Here is a 17556-nt window from a genome sequence, read left to right as displayed (position 1 = left end):
TATCCAATCCAAAAATGATCAGCACTTCTCTCTATTTTGCTGTTCTAAAACTCATCACGCCGTTTTTGTGAATGGAATGACGTTCTCTCGCTTCTCCTGTTCTTTCAGTGCTTTTGCCCGTGTATTTTCAATCGCTCTATGCACATACCAAGCTCTGCTAAGCACCTCGCTTTCTAGCTTCTGACAATAGGAAACAAGTTCTGCACATGTGGGCATGAATACCTTTGACATCCCTTCAACCTGACCGGTGAGAATATTTTCAACGGCTTGTGCAAGAGCGTACGCTGAAACTTGTTTGAGTGTTAGCTTGTAGGATGAGGAAACTACATTGGGATCTGTGTTAGCAGGAACTCTCAAACTTGAAAGCAAGAAAGCAGCTTTCTTAATCTGCTCATCTGAAGCTTTCACACTGAGCAATCTCTGTAGACGATTGCAAGCATCCAAAACTTTTTCCTCCTCCTGCTTCGTCAATTCGCTCCCACTCTTGAAGGTCGATGGATACCCTCGGTTGATCCTCTTCATAAGCATTTCCAGATGAGAAATCATCTCTGGAACTTTCGAAACTTTCTGCAAGACGTTCGCTGAAACTTTTTTGTCGCTGAGAATAATTTTCATACCTACCATTTTGTTTTTCCTTTTCCAGTTTCGCTTTTTTCTTAGCTAAAAGTCCATAATCGGAAGTAACCCAGTTGTACCATGTCCGCTGCCAATCCTTGATTTCTGCACATTTTCTTGGTCTTGCTAGCCAGTAGTTTTTAAATCTCTCAAACTCTGATAACGCCTCTTCATGCGTTAAGCCCTTGTCGATTGCGTATTTCAAGTTAGGTTCGAAATCCTCAGGAATGCGACAACCTCGTCTATCTCCAGACCGCTTGGTTTTCTTTTCAGTGCTTTTTTGCTGTGAAACGGGTGATTGGTTTTCTGATGAGGGTGTATCGTGATCCAAATGCTGCTCAACAGCATCATCGGTTGTTTCGTCTTGAACCGAAACTTCAGTTGCTAAATCTTCTGAAGCATTTTCTTTTTTTGATAACACGATAGTGTTAGTTTTTTATATATATTCTTATTCTTATTCTTTATAGCTTGATTTTGCTTATCGTTTGCTTCAACAAAATTATTATTTTGCTTACCATTTGCTTCAACATAATCATTAACAGATTGTTTTTTAAGCATTTTTGCTTGTGCACCTTTTCTCCCAGCTTCACTACGCACTTGCGATATATGCTCTTGTTTATCAATAAAGTTTTTAAGTTCTTCCTCGACTTGCAAACTCCACAAACGGCCATCTTCTAAACGAACGATTTTCTGATCACGTAACAAAAAATCTAATGCCTTATTAAAAGCATTAACCGAGCAACCAGCACTGTGTGCTAATTTACTTGGATCACAAAAAATAGGTTCACCACTTCTACGCATGTGCCATTGCAATATTACGTATGTTGCTATCTGAAATGCTTTCATTCCACTCGTGTCAGCAAGACAATCAGACGAAAAACTTTTAACCCACAGTAATTTAGTTGACATAGCTTTCCCCCTTTTTTTCTGAAGATGTACTACTGATATCAAGATCAACTGCTGATGATGTGTACCACAAACGGCCACTCTCTAAACGAATGATATAACCACGGCTCATTAAAGATTCTAATATGTTTCGAAACGTCCACACTGAACAGCTGCACAAACTTGATAAATGAGAAGCATCATTAAAAATAGGTGCGCGCTCATGAAGCATGAGCAAGACCAGTGTTGTATAAATAGCTGTTTCTTTTGGCTTCAAAAGCATAAGCTCAATTAAAAATTGACCAGGATAAAATTTTACCCAGGATGATTTCGTGGCCATCACATATCTCCTTCTTTCTTTAAGTATAAAATTGCCCAGCCTGTCTTCGTGCCTAAACAAGACAGAAAAGCGTGTCAGTCATCTGACGTTTTGTTAAAATGTTTATCTAAACTGGTTTAAAGCCGGGGAAGACTGCCAACAATTAAAAATACCACTTGCAAAGCATATTTCGTCTTTAATCTTTGCATTTTCATAAACTCGTGTATCGCCACAAATGTGTGTATTATAGCCAGTTTTTACATCCCCATAAACATGCGCATTTTCATATACCCGTGCATCCCTATAAACGTGAGCATTACCGTAAACAAAAGCATCATCATAAACGCGTGCATCATCATAAACTTGTGCATCACCGGAAATTTCTGCATTATCATACACTCGTGAATCACGGTAAACTTGTGCGCGACCGTAAACACGAGCATTGTCGTAAACACGAGCATGATCATAAACCCAAGCACCACCGTAAACTTCTGCTTTACCGGAAACATATGCATTACCACAAATATGAGCATCATCATAAACCTGTGCACTACCGCAAACCCGTGCATTAATGCTAACTTCTGCATCACCGTGAACGCGAGCATTTTCGTAAACTAGTGCACCATACCCAACCCAACAATCACCATCATGAGAAAGATTATCTTCTTTCTCTATAAGACCACCAAGCTCACCGGCGCTAACATTACCAAAATCTCTTAAGGCTCTAATTCGGTAAAGAGTACAGATATATGCCTTATTAAAACTGAAAGGCTTAAACAACGTACCTTCTTCTACAAACTCGTATTTCTTTGATATACTCATCTCTACCCACCTAATGACTGTTGCGCATCGGTTTGCTCATATCCTGCCCTGCTTACTGCACAACCATCAACAAACTCACACGATGGGGGAGATCTTGATTTGTAACGCCGGGGCGTATATTATTTGGGTAGTATTTCATAAATGTACGAATGCGCATTTCCGTTTCCGGCCATATGCGTCCACCTTGTCGTAACCGTGAAACTAAACGACCATTTTTTATTGATTTGAAGCCAAAAGTGTACGGAGACATTTTGTTATTAGTTAAAAACAACTCTATATCCTTTACAAGGGAAGCATGGCGCATCGTGTTTTTTTACACTCCTTCATCACATAATCTAATCTTATAACGCTAATATAACGCTATAGCGTAAAAGTGTAAAGGCTTTAAAATGACAAAGATTGAAAAAGATTGGTTTCAACGTTTAATTGAACTAATAAAAAATGACGGACGAACAATGATTGAAATAAGTAAAGCCGCGGGCTGTGGGCAAAACTATATACAACAGATGGTGAATGGAGGGAAAAGGCCTTCTGTGGATAAATTGATGGCTATTCTTAATGCACTCGGAAATGCAAGCGCTATATATGTAATAACTGGATTCAACATTTCCGAGGAAGATATAAAATTTATAACTTGGGCTTCATCCGGAGATAAGAAGAAACTCGAAGCTTTGAATGTTTTGTTGACGGAACAGCATGAGTAATATCTTCTACTATCTTTAATATTTCTTGTTTTTGTGTCGTAGATAAAGCCTCCCATCTTACAACAATATTAGGTAAAATTACTTCTAAATTTTTAGAACTCTTCATTTTGTGTTCCTACATTATTAATTAAAATAACGCTATAGCGATTTTTTTAATTGACATAAACGCTAAAGCGTGTTACATCTATCCCCATAACTTAGAAAAAAACATTTGCCAACGTGAATGAGAGGGGATGGAAAATGAATAAACAGCTTTTTGTAGGTGCTGATGAGATCTTGTTGATTGTGTCCACTTACGATGATGATTACTACGCTAAACCTGGACCAATTGATGAAACTGAAATCATGGACATTGTGGGCCAGATGGAAACCGTTGTAAGCATTCTTCGTATTGATCTTATGTCAAACCGCTATGATGATATTTCTGAAGAAGTTGCTGAACTTTATGTTCAAAAATACTTAGACGATTATGAGCATTATTACTTTGTAGAGGATACCCCATATCCTTTTATAGCTCACAGCTGGGCATACAGTGATGTCTTAGACAAGATAGAAGAACGGGAATATCAAAATCCATTCTACAGTACTTATCGGCAATAACCCTTTCTTCTCAACACATCTGAAAAACTAATCCAAACACTATGAGGTCTGCAATGGAAGCATTTATCGCTATTTGGAACCATACAATTAATCAAGAAACTGTACAAACAGTCAATGCACGTGAGTTGTATACGTTCTTGGAAGTGAATTCCAATTTTAGAAATTGGATAGCTAATCGTATTAAAGAGTATGGTTTCCTAGAAAATAAAGACTTTGTGAGTTTTACTAAAATCTTAGTAAAATCCAAACAAAACGCTCGTCCAAGTACAGAATACTACCTCACCTTAGACATGGCAAAAGAACTTGCTATGATTGAACGTAATGAGAAAGGGAAACAAGCTCGTCAATATTTCATTGAGTGCGAACGAAAAGCAAAACAAATGAACCCTTCTCAAATTGACTATTCTAATCCCCAAATCATCTTAGGTGTTTTTACGCACTTAAAAAATGAAAGCGAATGTAAAGATTATATCATTGCTGAATTAACTCCAAAGACAGAAGCACTTAAACCTTTAGAACGCTCTGATGATTTGCTTAGTATAAATGATGTAGCAAAAATGTTAGACATGTGTCCTGAAGATTTAGCGAACTATTTGATTAATCGTCGTTGGATTTATTGTCGTACTGATAAAAGTTTGGTGCCTTATTATAGTAAAATCAATGAAGGATTGATGGCTTATATACCCGAAACCATTCAAACAATCAGTGGACGAGAAAGAACCGTTCCTAGCGCAAAAATTACATCTAAAGGATTAAAACGCCTGAGTATGATACTCTGCAAACAAATCCACACTCAAGAAGAAATTAACGGCTTTGCTAATGCCAAAGTTGCTGATTTTAAAAGAACAGCAACAACGTTTTCTTCTCAATACATCTAAAAATTAATTCAAACACACCTTTTTCAAAACACGCGTGCTTCACGCCACAGGTGGGGTGTACCCAAAGTTAAGGATAACGATAATGACAACTCCTCTCGTTGCAAAAATGGCGCAACAATATGATTTATCAGAACAAGAATTTCGTGAAGCAATTTTCAAAACATGTATTAGCGGTAATATTTCTAATGCTGAGTTTTTGGTCTTTGTTTATCTTGCCAAAAAATATGGATTAGACCCTCTAAACAAAGAAATATATGCCATCCCTAAAAGAGGGGGCGGCATTATCGCAACTGTCTCTGTTGATGGGTGGCTTAAGGTCATAAATTCACACCCTAGTCTCGATGGGGTAGAACTTGAAGAAAACTTTGATAATGAAGGCAATCTGTTTTCTGTTACGTGCACTATACATTTAAAAGATAAGAAATATCCCATAAAAATCACAGAATATCTCAAAGAATGTAAGCGAAATACAGAACCTTGGAATCAATGTCCTGCTCGCATGTTACGTCATAAGGCACTGATACAGTGTGCTCGTTATGCATTCGGTTTATCTGGTATCTATGATGAAGATGAAGCTGATCGTATTAATGAGGCTAACTATCTCCCCCAAAACGAGAGAATATCTCATGATTTACTTGAGCAAATCAAAGATTTAATGGAACAAACAAAAACAGAAGAAGCAAAAGTACTCTCTTATGCAAAGGTCACAAATCTCGCAGAAATGTCTCATGAGACAGGGCAAATTGTTTTAAGGCGTTTGGAAGCAAAACAACACTTACAAATGGAAGAAGCACAACAAGCTTTACCTTTACCAAAACAACCACACACACCAATTCAACAAGCTTCAACGGGGGTGTGATATGGAACAAAGAACAGCAGAATGGTTTCAAGCGCGTTTAGGTAAAGTCACAGCTTCAAACATTAACAGCATCGTCGATAAAACAGCTAAAGGCTTACCCACAAGTAAATATGAAGAGTACAAAATCAAGCTCATTACAGAACGTTTAACTGGTAAAACAATATCATCTTATGAAACACCTGCCATGCGATGGGGCAATGAATATGAAGACAGTGCAATTGAAGAATATAGCTTTCTTTACGATACTCCTGTCACACGATGTGGGTTTATTCCCCATCCGACAATTGAAATGGCAGGCGCTAGTCCTGATGGTCTCATTGGAGATGGGGGCCTCATAGAAGTCAAATGCCCTCAAGAAACAACCCATGTCCGTTTTTTGCGAGACGGTAAAATCAAACCTGAATATATTTTACAAATGCAATTCCAAATGGCTTGCACAGAACGAAAATGGTGTGATTTTGTTAGCTATCATCCTTGGTTTATAGATAAATCACCTCATTTGTGTATCAAAACTTTACGCATCCCACGTGATGATGAACAGATTGAGCTCATCAATAAAGCTGTTGAAGCATTTTTAGCAGAAATAGAACAAGATATGCAATTCTTGACGCAAGCTGCTTAAACCCATAGGGGGCGCTGTTCTCCCTCCCCTAAGCGCCCCCACCCATTTTCAATCACTCTCTCACACATGCGCACTTTTCACCACAGGTGAAGTGCAATCAAAATTAAGGAAATTCAACATGGCTCGTCGCCACGCTGCCGTAACACAGTCCGCTATTGCAAGAGCTTTAAGAGAAGCTAAAAAGCAAGGTTGTGAGTTAATGGAAATCAAACCAACTGGTGAACTCTTAATTTATCTCAAAGCTGATATCGCCATACCAAATACTGCTACTCATCCAGACAGATTATTAGATCTCTCAAAGGGTGATTATGACTTTGATATTGGTATGTAAGGTCACGCTATGCCTAAACCACGGCCTCCCCACCTTGTCAAAGAAATTACGCGCTATGGTAAAATCGTATGGTACGTGCGTATTGGCCATGGTCAAAGGCGTAGAGTGCGTGGAACCTATGGTACACAAGAATTTGTTGACGACTATAAAGATGCTCTTTCTGAGTTACAAGGATACAAGCTTCCTAAATCTAAACCTGGTAAACTCGTTGAAGGTAGTTTTATATGGCTCCTGAAACAATATTTTGACAGCGTCACTTGGCATAACCTAGCTCATGCTACGAAAAGGCAAAAAGAACTTATTCTAATGAAAGTGTCAGATGCCATAGGAGATATTCCATACAAAGCAATTAAAAAGTCGCATATCATAGCCGGCGTTGAACGACGCAAAGAAACACCTGCAAATGCTCGGAATTTTCTCAAAGCAGTTAATGGCCTTTTTAAATGGGCAGTTGAACAAGGACTTTTAGAAAATAATCCTGCTTTAGGGGTTAAAACACCATTTCTCAAAAACAAGGATGGATTCCCTGCTTGGATAGAAGAGGACATCGACAAATATTATCAACAATGGCCTCTCGGAACGCATGAACGGGTATGGATTGATGTTCTTCTTTACACAGGCTTACGACGGGGAGATGTTGTACGCATCGGATGGAAGGATGTCACGGATAATGTCATTCATTTAAAGACAGAAAAAAGCAAATTTCAAACAGATGTGTTTCTTCCCATTCTACCCGAATTAGCAAAAACTCTTGAAATGGGTCCTATTGGTGATGAAACATTTATTTGTGGGAAAGGGGGGAAAAAACTAACCAAAGAAACCTTTGGGAACCTGTTTAGAGATGCTTGCAATGCAGCGGGAATAAAAAAATCAGCTCATGGTTTAAGAAAATTAGCTGCAACAAGAGCTGCCAATGCAGGTGCTACGGTCGCACAACTTAAAGCAATTTTTGGATGGACTGATGATCAAATGGCATCTCTCTACACAAAGACTGCTGATCGCAAAAGATTGGCTCTCGAATCAATCGAAAAGCTCCAAAAAAATAAGGGATAGAGCACAAAAAAACTCAATAAAATCAAGAGTCTTAGATTCCCTTATTTTTTACATAACATACTGATTTTATTGTATTATAAGGCGATCTCTGGGGGCACCAATTTATTTTAATAGATCAAATATAATTGATACATTATTATACTTGCAAATTTATCTTTTGTTGCTCAATTTTTTAATGTATTAGACTGTTAATATATTTAAATTATATTGCGTTAGTCGATCTATTACCTTTCTCATCATATTTTTTGTTACAGTTATGGATGCCAATAACCCATACCATCAAGGCAAAGTTCTAGAGATCGCTTACGCTTTATCTCATTGCAAGCTAAATAGCATTCTGCTTTTTTAAAATAAAATAGCCCCCCCTTTTTAAACTGTTTCTTCTAGTCTTCTCAAAGCTCATAAGTAAGATAAGATTCTCATCTATAGCTTTTTGATGTGTCTTAGTAATAGTTTATTGAGTAAAATATACTTTTTTACAAAAAGAGAATTTCAGATTTTTACAATAAGCAATGATCTTCGGAATAAATGATATGAATGTTTTGACATATCTTCTGTTTTTATCGCATACAATCTGTTCAACTACCTTTAATTAATGACCATTATTAAAATATTTTTATAAACATCTCTATAAAAATAATACAGACCGAAAATTAGTATTTTTACAGTTTTAAAAGTCTAAGGATAAGATAGTTCCAAATTTAAATTATTCTCGTCTTTAAATTTTCTGCTGTAGCTTTTGCCTAATATAACAAAAACATTTTGCCAGAGAAATTTATTTTGATGACTTCTAAAATGCATATCTAATAATAAAAAAGTAAGCTCTCTTTTAATCAAAGAAAAAGTATCTTTTTTATTTTTATAATTTCTGCCTTAATATTAAGGATACAAATTTTATGATTAACTCACTGGTGACAACATCTTTAAAGGATTATCAAGTGTTACTGCTTGTATATCAATAGGAGAAAGTTTTGCTTCCTGAAACCAATTTGCGCTATCTATCAGCCACGTTGAGATATCAATGCCCCCCAACTGCCCAAGATCTGAACTATAAATTACATTATTAACTTTCGATAGTACAGACAGCATATCTTCCTTTGTTTGATACCCTAAATAAAAAGTTAAAGCACATTGTTCTATATAAAGCCAATCATGTTTTCCCAACGCTTGTAATTGTGCTGCAGAAAAACCTGTCATCGGATTAGCAGGTTGATTTAATAGAAGTGTACAATTCCCTTTTTGTGCTACAGCATCTAATAAACGTAAGGTCGCGTCTTTAGAAGCGTGCCCAGAAGAGAGAACAATCTCATTATCAGCAGCAAAAGTTATAAGTTCGTATACCTCTGTCCGTAGACGCCCCCTCTCACAAGTAATAGCTGTTGGTTGCTGTGCAAAAAACGCAGCATAATCATTAGAAAAATTCCGTTTAAGCCGACTCTGATGATGAGTCGGCACAATAGTTGGTAAATGCACAAGTAATTTGGGTTTTAAATCAAACTGGTAGTGTGCTAAAGCATTTCTAACTGCAAGTAAGCTTAAACCACCTGATGCATTATTAAGAACAATAGAACCAAAAACTGGTAAACCTTGATCTTGTAAAACCGTAGCAAGCGCAGCTGTACTGCCTAAGTGATTTTTTAAAACAACACCGCCTCTATGTTGAGCATAAATTTGTGCAACTTCATAGGCTGAATACGCCCTATCAAATAAATCTGGACGCGCATGGTAATGAATATCTAAAAATTTTAACCGCTTACGCCAAAACTGAATGAAACATTCACTCACGATTTTTCCTTCCAAGGAGCTTCATACCCCTCTTGTATCCGTATTTTTTCAAGCCGTTCTCCTTTTTGAAGTGCAGATAAAATACGAGCTTCCGTTTTATCAACATTTTCAGCACGATAAACGATCTCAGATAACTCTGCTTTAGGAAGAATCAATACACCATTATCATCAGCAAAGACCCAATCTCCAGGAGTAATTTTTATTCCATCAATTAATAAAGGCACTTGCGTAGCTCGTATGCGTGCGCGATTTTTACCAGAAACCATATAAATATTTGTCGTAAAAAGAGGATAATGTAGAGCCCTAATCTCAGCAATATCTCGAGCAGAACCATGGACAACAGTTCCTATAATTTTTTGTTGTAGAGCCTTATGAGTTAAAATATTCCCCCAGCTGGTGCAATCTAATCGACCATTATTATCAATCACCACAACAGATCCTGCAGGGACATCATCAATATAATTGCCAGCATTCGTAAATGTCTGATTTTCCGGGGTAAAAGCTTCATATTGCACCGTAAATACAGGCCCAGCTATTTTGATATTATTTAATCGCGGTTTAATATTAGGTAAAGCTGCCTGTAGATACAAGCTATCTAGAGCATCAGAAACTGCTGCTGTATCTAAGGCTAGCAATCGCTTTTTGAGTATTTCTATGTTTTTATAAGATGTCATTTACAATTCTCCATTTGCACATACTTTTTTCAAAACTGACCAAGCTGCATATTCCTGTAAAACTGTACTTAAAAGCGGGCGTGTATAAGGAAAAGTAATAAGATCATCACTATAACCTTGAACTTGGATAGTCATTGTAGCACGGCCGAGATCTTCTTTCTGATTTTCTAATATCTCCAAAGAAGGAGATAAGCTAATTTCAGCTTTAAGCTTTGGAATAGCTTTTATATTTTTTTCTGTTGGTTCAAAATATTTTAAAAGGTCTGGATCATGCGCTAACCAATAAACCTCTGCATATGTTGCTAATTGTTCGCGAGCAGTAGTGATCCCTGCCCCAACTAAATATTGATGAAACTGATTTTCAAATTGTTCAATTAAATATTTTGCCAAAGGCGTAGATGACTGACCAATCAGTTGCACAATAACATAAGGACTTTTCCATAAAAAATGCCGTTCAAATGGTTCACCTGCAAGATGATAATCAACCCAACTTGCAATTGTGCTTTCGTCAATCCCGATTAAAGTCCAAACATGTTTAGCATATGACACAGTAGAATGGCTTTGATCATTTTGTTCTAAATAATGTTCTAAAAGCGATAGAGCTTGTGTGGGAGGTCCAGGCAAAGCCACAAGAGAACTCCCCTTATAGGAGAGATAAAACCCAGGTGCTGTACCGGTAGGATTGTCAAGAACTTTTGCTGTTTCAGGAAACAATGCTTGACATGCATTACTTATATCCGGCACGATACCTAACTGTTGCAATTGACCTTTTATCGTTTGCCAAACTGTTTCATGATGAATCAATGGTTGTTGTACAACTTGAGCAATCGCATCACGCGTTTTGTCGTCAAATGTTGGCCCTAATCCTCCACTGAGAATGATTAGTTCTTCCTGCCCAAGACAAGTAGTTACTGTTTCACTGATTTGTTGTAATTGATCTGCACAAACGAAATGGCGAGTAACTTGAATATTTCTTTTTTCTAAGCTCTGACTTAAATCTTGTAAATTTGTGTTTAAATATTGCCCTGAAAGAAGTTCATCACCAACTGTTATAATTGCTGCACGACAAACGGGTGTAGGATTCATAATAGAGCTGACAATAGCGTTAGCCATTTGACGTGTAGATGCTAAACCACCTAGATCATAAGTTACGCTCTTCCCAGCACGAATAACTTGATCAACACTATGAGATAGTTGTTGCGCAGCATCCTTAAAACCTAAATGATCTAAGAGTAAAGCAATGGTATAAAGCATAGCAGATGGATTAGCTTTATTCTGTCCAGCAATACGCGGTGCACTTCCATGGACAGGCTCAAAATAAGCAATTTGGCTTCCCACATTTGCACTAGGAGCCAATCCTAGCCCACCCATAACCCCAGCAGCAAGATCAGACAGAATATCACCAAACATATTTTCAGCAACAATAACACCAAAATGCTCTGGCTTTGTTACAAGCCACAATGCAACTGCATCAACATTGTGAATATCTGCTTTGATTTCTGGATAATTTTGAGCAACTTGTTCAAAAATTTCTTGAGCAAATTGGCCACTTTCTCGCATAACATTTGGCTTATCAGCAAAGGTGACGCGTGTAAAACCGTGTATCCGTGCATAAGAAAAAGCATATTTAAATAACCGCTCTAAACCAAAGCGTGTTTGTAAACGTACTGTCCATGCTGCTTCATCAAGACCATGTTTTTCTAAATTGGGATGTTTTAACCACGTTGCTATTTCAGCAGTTATGCCACGAAAATCTAACCCTGCATATAAACCTTCTGTATTTTCTCTGATAACACAAAAATTAAAGGGCTTTTTCGAACCAATGATATATTTTACAGGTCGCACATTCGCAAACAAACCTAATTTTTGACGAAGTTGAATAACAGGTGAAACATATATGGGATTTTTTTCCCTTAAATGCGGAGCAAGCTCTTTAAAAGCAGCATCCTTTCCTTTACTGGTAACAGCCCCAAGCAAAATAGCATCACTTTTAGCAATTTTTTTCCAAGTAGCTTTAGGGACAGGATCTCCTTCTTGTTTCCAACATTCCCAGCCAATATTGCCATAAGTTAATTCGATCGGCAATTTAAGCTGTTCTAAAACCATCAGCGCAGCATCACAAACCTCTGACCCGATTCCGTCACCAGGCAATACAAGAACTTTCTTCTTCATAGTCCATCAATCCATTCATTAACAATTGCATGTGTCATAGCAAAATTATTTTCCCACGGACGTATACCAGTACCAGGGATGATCTTATATTCATGATTCAAGTTGTGACTTTGTGTTTGATTATCTATAGTTGCAAGCTGTGATTTTTCTCCAACTAAAGATAAAAACTTTCCACCATATTTGATAATTTCACTCCTCGCATCCATATCTAAAAGTAATCGAAATCCCCTTTGCATACGTTCAATTGCTATATTTTTTTGATCATCGGAAATTTTTATTAACGCTCTTTTCTTAATTGCTCCAACAGGTTGTACAAAATAATCTAACGCTTCCAGAGCCCCCGATAAATCACCATCTTCTAATAAAGTGAGAAGATATCCAAGTTTTTGCTGCAAAGGCGTGTCCGGATAGCCTGGTGCACTTATAGCGAGCACAGCTTGTACATCTATAAGCCGCGCTGCTAGCATCTGTACCAAAGTTCCAGCCATAGCAAATCCCACGAGCATTAAAGGTCCCTGAAAACGGTCTGTGAGTTTTTTTGTCAGAAAAGAAACAACCTCCACTGCAGAATGACTAGAAAAAAGAGATAATGTGTCTAACACAGTAACCTGGAATCCTTTTTCTAAGCACAACTCTTTAAGTGGTAAACAAAAGACTCCTTCATCCCAAACCTGCATCACAGGTGCAAGAATAACGATCTGTAAGTTCATACCCCTGCACCCTGTAAATCTTGCTTTAAAGCTTGAATAGTGGTAAGTACTTCCTCCACACCTAAAGGTATTTTAGACTCTAGCAAAGCCTGATACTCAACACTTAAGTTATTTAAAGCCAAAAGAACATCAATAGAGCTTCGGTGTACCGATGAAAAAAAAGAATGACTCTGCAAATTTTCTCCTTGTTGCAAAAGTTTACCTATGTCATAATAGGTTTCCTCTTTATGTAAATTTAAAAGCGCCAACCATATTTCCAACACAAGGTTTCCTGTTCCTTTACCCATCCCTATTAATGAACCATCGATAAAGCTTGCACCTACTTGTACTGCCGCTAGGCTATTTGCCATAGCCATACCTAAATTATCATGTGCATGAAAACCAATTTCTAAAGGCGAAATATTTTTTACTTCTTGTACTAATTGCGTTACAGTATCTGGTAAAAGACTTCCATTAGAATCAGCTAAATAAAAATATCAACTCCACAATTAACCGCTTTCATTGCTATGCGACGCAAATAATTTACATCTATTTGACTTACTCTCGTAATATTAATACTAACACATAGCCCCAAAGAACTAGCATAACGGCAAAGTGCAAATGTAGATTCAACATCATTTTTATTTAGACACAACCTTAAGAGACTAATCCCCAAAGCCTTGAGTTCACGAATGTCTGTTTGAGTGATATTGTGTGGATGTGCAATAATGACAAGCTTAGCGTCAGGCACAGCATTGCGTAGCGATTTAACATAATCATTAGAACATAAACCTGTTAAACCTATGTTAGCCATAGGTTTAAACGAACCTTTACGATAACCAATCTCAATATATTCAACCCGAGCTTTTGTTAGATTTTTAATATGCTCAATTATATATTCCAGCGGAAAAGAAAATTGATTCCGATATCCCCCATCACGTAAAGTGACATCAAGGTGCTTTAACATAAATCCTCCCATTAACATTAACTAATTTTGTTTACGATTTTATCTCCAAGGTCATAAAATAATTCGCTCTTCGAATATAAATGATAAAACCTACTAAGCAATATATAGCCAATAAAATCGCTACAACCCATGGAATATGTCCGGATATTTTTCCAATAACTGCAGCGCTTAATGCAGCACTGCCCAACTGCAAAGCTCCCATAACGCCAGATGCCGCCCCAGCAGCATGCGAATGCGACGAAATAGCCAATGCAGTTCCCAACGGCAATAAAAAACCATTACCAAAAGTAATAATAGAAATAGCTATTAAACTTGTCACAAGTGGCCATGGGCTTACAAACATTTGTAAAGCAAATAGTAGCCCCCCTATAGCAAAAATAATATATCCACGCCGTATAGTCTGTTCCATAGCCTCTCGCTTGAGAAACTTTCTCGCCACTAAATTACCCAAGATATAAGTAAAAGAAACACCAATGTAGCTGTAACCAATGTAGACGGATGACAAACCTAAAGCTGTCAGTAAAAAAGGCGATTCTACGATATAAGCAAAATAGATTGCATAAGCAAAACATGGAATAAGCGCATAAAAGAGAAACTGCTTATTTTGAAGAACTTTAAAACTGCCCTTAATGACTCCTATAACAGTAAAAGATTGACGTTTTATAGGCGGTAAAGTTTCTGTCAATACAGAGCAACATAACACAATAGTTAAGAGTATAAAAAGACTTAAAAAAATAAAAGTCGCTTGCCAATGAAAAGTTTGCAATAATATTCCCCCAATGAACGGTGCAAACGCCGGCGACGATCCTACAAAAGGAAAAATAACCAAATAAAGTTTTCCGGCCTCTTTTTTATCCAACAAATCATTGATAATAGCGCGGCTTAAAACAATTCCTGCACAAGCTCCAAGACCTTGCAAAAAACGCAATACGAGCAAAACTTGAAGAGTATCTGTATAAATTATACCAAACGTTGTAAACAGCCATAAAAACAAACCAAATAAAAGTGTCTTTTTACGCCCAAAATTATCGCTAAGAGGTCCATAGATGAGTTGTCCAGAAGCTAATGCCAATAAAAAAATCGCTATTGTACTCTGGATTTGAGATTCTGTAACTTGATAATGATAACGCATATTTCCAAGTGCAGGCAAAAAGATATCCGTAGAAATTAAACCACCTACTGACAAACATATAATAATTACAATAAATAGCAATGTAGGTTTATAATTCATCAAAAACATGCTTTACAAGATAAAATATTTGATAAAAGAGTAATTTTATTTGTGAGTATAATACTTTTATAATTATTTAAATTGTATTTATTTTTTATCCACAAATAAAATATTCATTAGTGTATTTGTTATATTTAACAAAATTATGTTTCAATTATTATATAAAAAAATAATTTATATTTTTATCATTATATACTTTAATATTTTGACTTTAAATTAAAATCATACTATAAATTCTAAAATTATAATTAACTATCTAAAATAACCAAAGATTTTTAAATAAAAAGAATAGTTTGACTGGTGATCATTATTTGCCATCTTTAGAAAGAAAATTTAAAACTTCATTACAACGTAGAAATCCTAATTTAGAAAACATTTTAGTTCTAATTTTATGCAATCTTACTCTTCAAAGAGATGCGGATTTTCAAAAGAAAGCTTTTCTCGTGCTTTTTGTAATCGCTTAATGACTTCATCAACCTTTGACGTAGAACGGGAAGATTCTTGATTATTTAATAGAGATTGTTTTTCTCTACCTTCACAAAAACACTGCATCTGAGATTGAAGTGTTCTAATTTCCTGAAATAAAAAACGACTTGTTTCTTTAAAATTATTATTCAATGAAAATAGTTGATCAGAAATTGATACTAAAACTTGTTTTAAAAAGCGCTCATGTTCCTGACGCTTGCGATATTCCAAAATAAGAGCGTAACTCATCTCATCTAGCTGCTTTTTAGTGACATCAATTTGACGCAATAAATCCGGGCTTTTTCCCTTGCTATCTTTTTTTACCTTCAAAAGCATAGCATAAACATCTAGTAGCTTAACCGCAGAATAGGATAAATAATCAACTAATGTAGATGTGTTAACATAGTGCTTTTCTGTAACCATCACAAATCCACCTAATGACTGGTTTTACAAAATTATCCCACTATTCACTTTTTACTTTACAAGACTATTCTAAAAAAAGTGCTAAAATACTGCCTAAAATATTGCTCTTAATTTATTAATACTCGACGTTATACTTTCTAAACTGCTCATTTAATACTGAGTTAAAGGAGACAAAAGATGCATAGGTGCAGAAAGAATAAAGTCTGTTGTTTTTTTCAAAATATGACCACTATCAGCAAAAATCTCTTGACCAGGTGATAATTCCGTACCCTGCATAATCGCTGAAGCTAAAGAACCTTCCCTAGAAAGAGCCATTAATGTCGGAGAAGATGCAAATACACTATGTGCCCCACCATCAACATTAGAAAAATCTAAAACTGCTATTTTATTCTTGCGCAATATTTCAATACTTGAGCCATCCCCTACACGAGCATGTCCACCTGTAAGACGTCTTGACAAAGCGAGAGCCTTATCCTTACGAGATACTAAAATAGCTGTTGGATGAGGTAATTTTTTAATATCATGAAGTTGGCGTTCAAATACATCAAGATCAATATCTGGTGCCGCCATTAAGAAACTTGTAATACGGTAAATTGGTTTATACTTTTTCTGCAAAGCTAAAGTTCTAAATGCTTCCATGATAACGAAATTGCCCATAGAATGCGCAATAACCGAAATTTGATCAGCTGATGTTTCACTGATAACTGTTAAAAGCTCTATTAACCCGTCACGTGCAAAATTAGCACTATCACGATCATAAATATAAAAAGGCATGGATCCAGCAGAAGGCCACGAATAATGTACAGCAACTACATCTAAAGAATAATCATAAGAAAATTGAGCTGTGCGGAATGTGCCATCTGCAAAATTATTATTATAACCATGAATAAAAAGAAAAATTTCTTTTTTTCCTTTTGGTTTTTCGGCTAACGCAAGATTTAATTGCTGTTTAAACCGTTCTTTATTGTCATATTGTTGCAAAGCCACTGCTGTAAAATATTTATCAAGACTGGGTTTATACGCGTTTTTTTCAACGATACCTTTCATATGCTTTTGAGGAATTCCTACATCAACGCGATTATAATACACTCTATTTGATCGCTCTGCCCCATAAGGTTGAGAATAATTGTCTTGGGCCCTGCGACTTGTTGCAACATACACTGGAACGATAGCTTTCGGAGAAATTAATCCGCCTTCAACTTCTCGTTGTGTAGCAATCATAGATGGTGTTGCATTTATCCCATGCCAAAGCACAGCACGTTGGTTGGTACACGCTATAAGTAAAATGGTGCAAATAAAAAATATTACACATCTTAAAAATATTTTCATTATAACACCACCCAATCTTATCAAAAAGAGAGTTCATACTTTAAGTTTATAGTAAAAAAATGACTTTTAACGAACTGAAATAGAATTACTATTAGAAATGTATTATAATAAAAATAGATAAAGAAGGAATTTT

General features: G+C 36.3%; 21 protein-coding genes and 1 pseudogene. 7 read left to right on the top strand and 15 right to left on the bottom strand.

Translation table 11 applies throughout. From position 1 onward, the window contains the following. Positions 1-54 precede the first annotated feature (54 nt). The 6 genes from BWD121_RS02335 to BWD121_RS02315 all read right to left on the bottom strand — a co-directional run bounded on the left by BWD121_RS02335 (position 55) and on the right by BWD121_RS02315 (position 2945). Positions 55-408, bottom strand: coding sequence for a hypothetical protein (locus tag BWD121_RS02335; protein ID WP_197684855.1), 354 nt, complete (start codon positions 406-408; stop codon positions 55-57). Beyond that, positions 392-1036, bottom strand: a complete 645-nt coding sequence (locus BWD121_RS08345; RefSeq protein ID WP_197684854.1) for a hypothetical protein — start codon at positions 1034-1036, stop codon at positions 392-394. Before BWD121_RS08345 ends, BWD121_RS02335 begins: the two co-directional genes overlap by 17 nt. Next, positions 1000-1524 carry a DUF1376 domain-containing protein gene (locus BWD121_RS02330; protein ID WP_078663225.1) on the bottom strand — a complete coding sequence of 175 codons (525 nt, stop codon included), beginning with the start codon at positions 1522-1524 and terminating at the stop codon, positions 1000-1002. The genes BWD121_RS08345 and BWD121_RS02330 overlap by 37 nt, the downstream gene beginning before the upstream one ends. Beyond that, the gene (locus tag BWD121_RS02325) at positions 1514-1840 is read right to left on the bottom strand and encodes a DUF1376 domain-containing protein (RefSeq protein ID WP_078663224.1); all 327 of its coding nucleotides are present in this window, start codon (positions 1838-1840) and stop codon (positions 1514-1516) included. The genes BWD121_RS02330 and BWD121_RS02325 overlap by 11 nt, the downstream gene beginning before the upstream one ends. A gap of 102 nt (positions 1841-1942) precedes the next feature. Next, positions 1943-2641 carry a hypothetical protein gene (locus tag BWD121_RS02320; RefSeq protein ID WP_240536681.1) on the bottom strand — a complete coding sequence of 233 codons (699 nt, stop codon included), beginning with the start codon at positions 2639-2641 and terminating at the stop codon, positions 1943-1945. A gap of 52 nt (positions 2642-2693) precedes the next feature. Further along, complete coding sequence (locus BWD121_RS02315) at positions 2694-2945, bottom strand: hypothetical protein (RefSeq protein ID WP_078663223.1); 252 nt, start codon at positions 2943-2945, stop codon at positions 2694-2696. Between the two features lie 85 nt (positions 2946-3030). Here BWD121_RS02315 and BWD121_RS02310 point away from each other — a divergent pair, with 85 nt between their 5' ends. The 7 genes from BWD121_RS02310 to BWD121_RS02275 all read left to right on the top strand — a co-directional run bounded on the left by BWD121_RS02310 (position 3031) and on the right by BWD121_RS02275 (position 7688). After that, positions 3031-3345 (top strand): helix-turn-helix transcriptional regulator, encoded by a 315-nt coding sequence (locus BWD121_RS02310; protein WP_078663222.1) that lies wholly within the window; start codon positions 3031-3033, stop codon positions 3343-3345. A 219-nt stretch (positions 3346-3564) separates the two neighbouring features. Further along, positions 3565-3945, top strand: a complete 381-nt coding sequence (locus BWD121_RS02300; RefSeq protein WP_240536680.1) for a hypothetical protein — start codon at positions 3565-3567, stop codon at positions 3943-3945. 53 nt (positions 3946-3998) lie between these two features. Then, positions 3999-4823 (top strand): antA/AntB antirepressor family protein, encoded by an 825-nt coding sequence (locus BWD121_RS02295; protein ID WP_078663219.1) that lies wholly within the window; start codon positions 3999-4001, stop codon positions 4821-4823. Positions 4824-4905: 82 nt separating this feature from the next. After that, entirely contained in the window at positions 4906-5682 is a 777-nt protein-coding gene (locus BWD121_RS02290) for a recombinase RecT (RefSeq protein WP_078663218.1), read from the top strand. Between the two features lies 1 nt (position 5683). Beyond that, positions 5684-6304 (top strand): lambda exonuclease family protein, encoded by a 621-nt coding sequence (locus BWD121_RS02285; RefSeq protein WP_078663217.1) that lies wholly within the window; start codon positions 5684-5686, stop codon positions 6302-6304. A 118-nt stretch (positions 6305-6422) separates the two neighbouring features. Then, a complete protein-coding gene (locus tag BWD121_RS02280) occupies positions 6423-6635 on the top strand; it encodes a hypothetical protein (RefSeq protein ID WP_078663216.1) in 213 nt (70 codons plus the stop codon). 9 nt (positions 6636-6644) lie between these two features. Continuing rightward, a complete protein-coding gene (locus tag BWD121_RS02275) occupies positions 6645-7688 on the top strand; it encodes a tyrosine-type recombinase/integrase (protein WP_078663215.1) in 1044 nt (347 codons plus the stop codon). A 900-nt stretch (positions 7689-8588) separates the two neighbouring features. Here BWD121_RS02275 and BWD121_RS02270 read toward each other — a convergent pair. The 9 genes and pseudogenes from BWD121_RS02270 to BWD121_RS02230 form a co-directional block, all read right to left on the bottom strand. After that, entirely contained in the window at positions 8589-9473 is an 885-nt protein-coding gene (locus tag BWD121_RS02270; RefSeq protein ID WP_078663214.1) for a DUF6282 family protein, read from the bottom strand. Beyond that, the gene (locus BWD121_RS02265) at positions 9470-10147 is read right to left on the bottom strand and encodes an RraA family protein (RefSeq protein WP_078663213.1); all 678 of its coding nucleotides are present in this window, start codon (positions 10145-10147) and stop codon (positions 9470-9472) included. Before BWD121_RS02265 ends, BWD121_RS02270 begins: the two co-directional genes overlap by 4 nt. After that, positions 10148-12319, bottom strand: a complete 2172-nt coding sequence (locus BWD121_RS02260; protein WP_078663212.1) for an isocitrate/isopropylmalate dehydrogenase family protein — start codon at positions 12317-12319, stop codon at positions 10148-10150. It abuts the gene before it with no gap. After that, complete coding sequence (locus BWD121_RS02255; RefSeq protein ID WP_078663211.1) at positions 12316-13029, bottom strand: alpha/beta hydrolase; 714 nt, start codon at positions 13027-13029, stop codon at positions 12316-12318. The genes BWD121_RS02260 and BWD121_RS02255 overlap by 4 nt, the downstream gene beginning before the upstream one ends. Next, a pseudogene (locus tag BWD121_RS02250) lies at positions 13026-13442 on the bottom strand (hypothetical protein); the annotation flags it as partial. The gene BWD121_RS02255 and the pseudogene BWD121_RS02250, both read right to left, overlap by 4 nt. Before the next feature lie 50 nt (positions 13443-13492). Further along, positions 13493-13975: a hypothetical protein gene (locus tag BWD121_RS08405; protein WP_240536679.1), complete on the bottom strand. Its 483-nt coding sequence runs from the start codon at positions 13973-13975 to the stop codon at positions 13493-13495. Positions 13976-14006: 31 nt separating this feature from the next. Next, positions 14007-15206 (bottom strand): multidrug effflux MFS transporter, encoded by a 1200-nt coding sequence (locus BWD121_RS02240; RefSeq protein ID WP_078663209.1) that lies wholly within the window; start codon positions 15204-15206, stop codon positions 14007-14009. 399 nt (positions 15207-15605) lie between these two features. Beyond that, a complete protein-coding gene (locus tag BWD121_RS02235; protein WP_078663208.1) occupies positions 15606-16094 on the bottom strand; it encodes a hypothetical protein in 489 nt (162 codons plus the stop codon). A gap of 150 nt (positions 16095-16244) precedes the next feature. Further along, on the bottom strand, positions 16245-17423 hold the full coding sequence (locus BWD121_RS02230; RefSeq protein WP_078663207.1) for an alpha/beta hydrolase: 1179 nt from the start codon (positions 17421-17423) through the stop codon (positions 16245-16247). Positions 17424-17556 lie beyond the last annotated feature (133 nt).

Origin of the sequence: Bartonella sp. WD12.1, assembly GCF_002022415.1 — a bacterium.
Classification (GTDB): domain Bacteria; phylum Pseudomonadota; class Alphaproteobacteria; order Rhizobiales; family Rhizobiaceae; genus Bartonella.
Note: the sequence above shows the minus strand (reverse complement) of the source record. Positions and strands in the feature narration are given on the sequence as shown.

Excerpts from the sequence above, each read along its gene's own strand:
- BWD121_RS02330 (WP_078663225.1), bottom strand. The coding sequence starts at position 1,524 with ATGTCAACTAAATTACTGTGGGTTAAAAGTTTTTCGTCTGATTGTCTT.
- BWD121_RS02325 (WP_078663224.1), bottom strand. The coding sequence starts at position 1,840 with ATGGCCACGAAATCATCCTGGGTAAAATTTTATCCTGGTCAATTTTTA.
- BWD121_RS02320 (WP_240536681.1), bottom strand. The coding sequence starts at position 2,641 with ATGAGTATATCAAAGAAATACGAGTTTGTAGAAGAAGGTACGTTGTTT.
- BWD121_RS02315 (WP_078663223.1), bottom strand. The coding sequence starts at position 2,945 with ATGCGCCATGCTTCCCTTGTAAAGGATATAGAGTTGTTTTTAACTAAT.
- BWD121_RS02310 (WP_078663222.1), top strand. The coding sequence starts at position 3,031 with ATGACAAAGATTGAAAAAGATTGGTTTCAACGTTTAATTGAACTAATA.
- BWD121_RS02295 (WP_078663219.1), top strand. The coding sequence starts at position 3,999 with ATGGAAGCATTTATCGCTATTTGGAACCATACAATTAATCAAGAAACT.
- BWD121_RS02290 (WP_078663218.1), top strand. The coding sequence starts at position 4,906 with ATGACAACTCCTCTCGTTGCAAAAATGGCGCAACAATATGATTTATCA.
- BWD121_RS02285 (WP_078663217.1), top strand. The coding sequence starts at position 5,684 with ATGGAACAAAGAACAGCAGAATGGTTTCAAGCGCGTTTAGGTAAAGTC.
- BWD121_RS02280 (WP_078663216.1), top strand. The coding sequence starts at position 6,423 with ATGGCTCGTCGCCACGCTGCCGTAACACAGTCCGCTATTGCAAGAGCT.
- BWD121_RS02275 (WP_078663215.1), top strand. The coding sequence starts at position 6,645 with ATGCCTAAACCACGGCCTCCCCACCTTGTCAAAGAAATTACGCGCTAT.
- BWD121_RS02265 (WP_078663213.1), bottom strand. The coding sequence starts at position 10,147 with ATGACATCTTATAAAAACATAGAAATACTCAAAAAGCGATTGCTAGCC.
- BWD121_RS02260 (WP_078663212.1), bottom strand. The coding sequence starts at position 12,319 with ATGAAGAAGAAAGTTCTTGTATTGCCTGGTGACGGAATCGGGTCAGAG.
- BWD121_RS02255 (WP_078663211.1), bottom strand. The coding sequence starts at position 13,029 with ATGAACTTACAGATCGTTATTCTTGCACCTGTGATGCAGGTTTGGGAT.
- BWD121_RS08405 (WP_240536679.1), bottom strand. The coding sequence starts at position 13,975 with ATGTTAAAGCACCTTGATGTCACTTTACGTGATGGGGGATATCGGAAT.
- BWD121_RS02240 (WP_078663209.1), bottom strand. The coding sequence starts at position 15,206 with ATGAATTATAAACCTACATTGCTATTTATTGTAATTATTATATGTTTG.
- BWD121_RS02235 (WP_078663208.1), bottom strand. The coding sequence starts at position 16,094 with ATGGTTACAGAAAAGCACTATGTTAACACATCTACATTAGTTGATTAT.
- BWD121_RS02230 (WP_078663207.1), bottom strand. The coding sequence starts at position 17,423 with ATGAAAATATTTTTAAGATGTGTAATATTTTTTATTTGCACCATTTTA.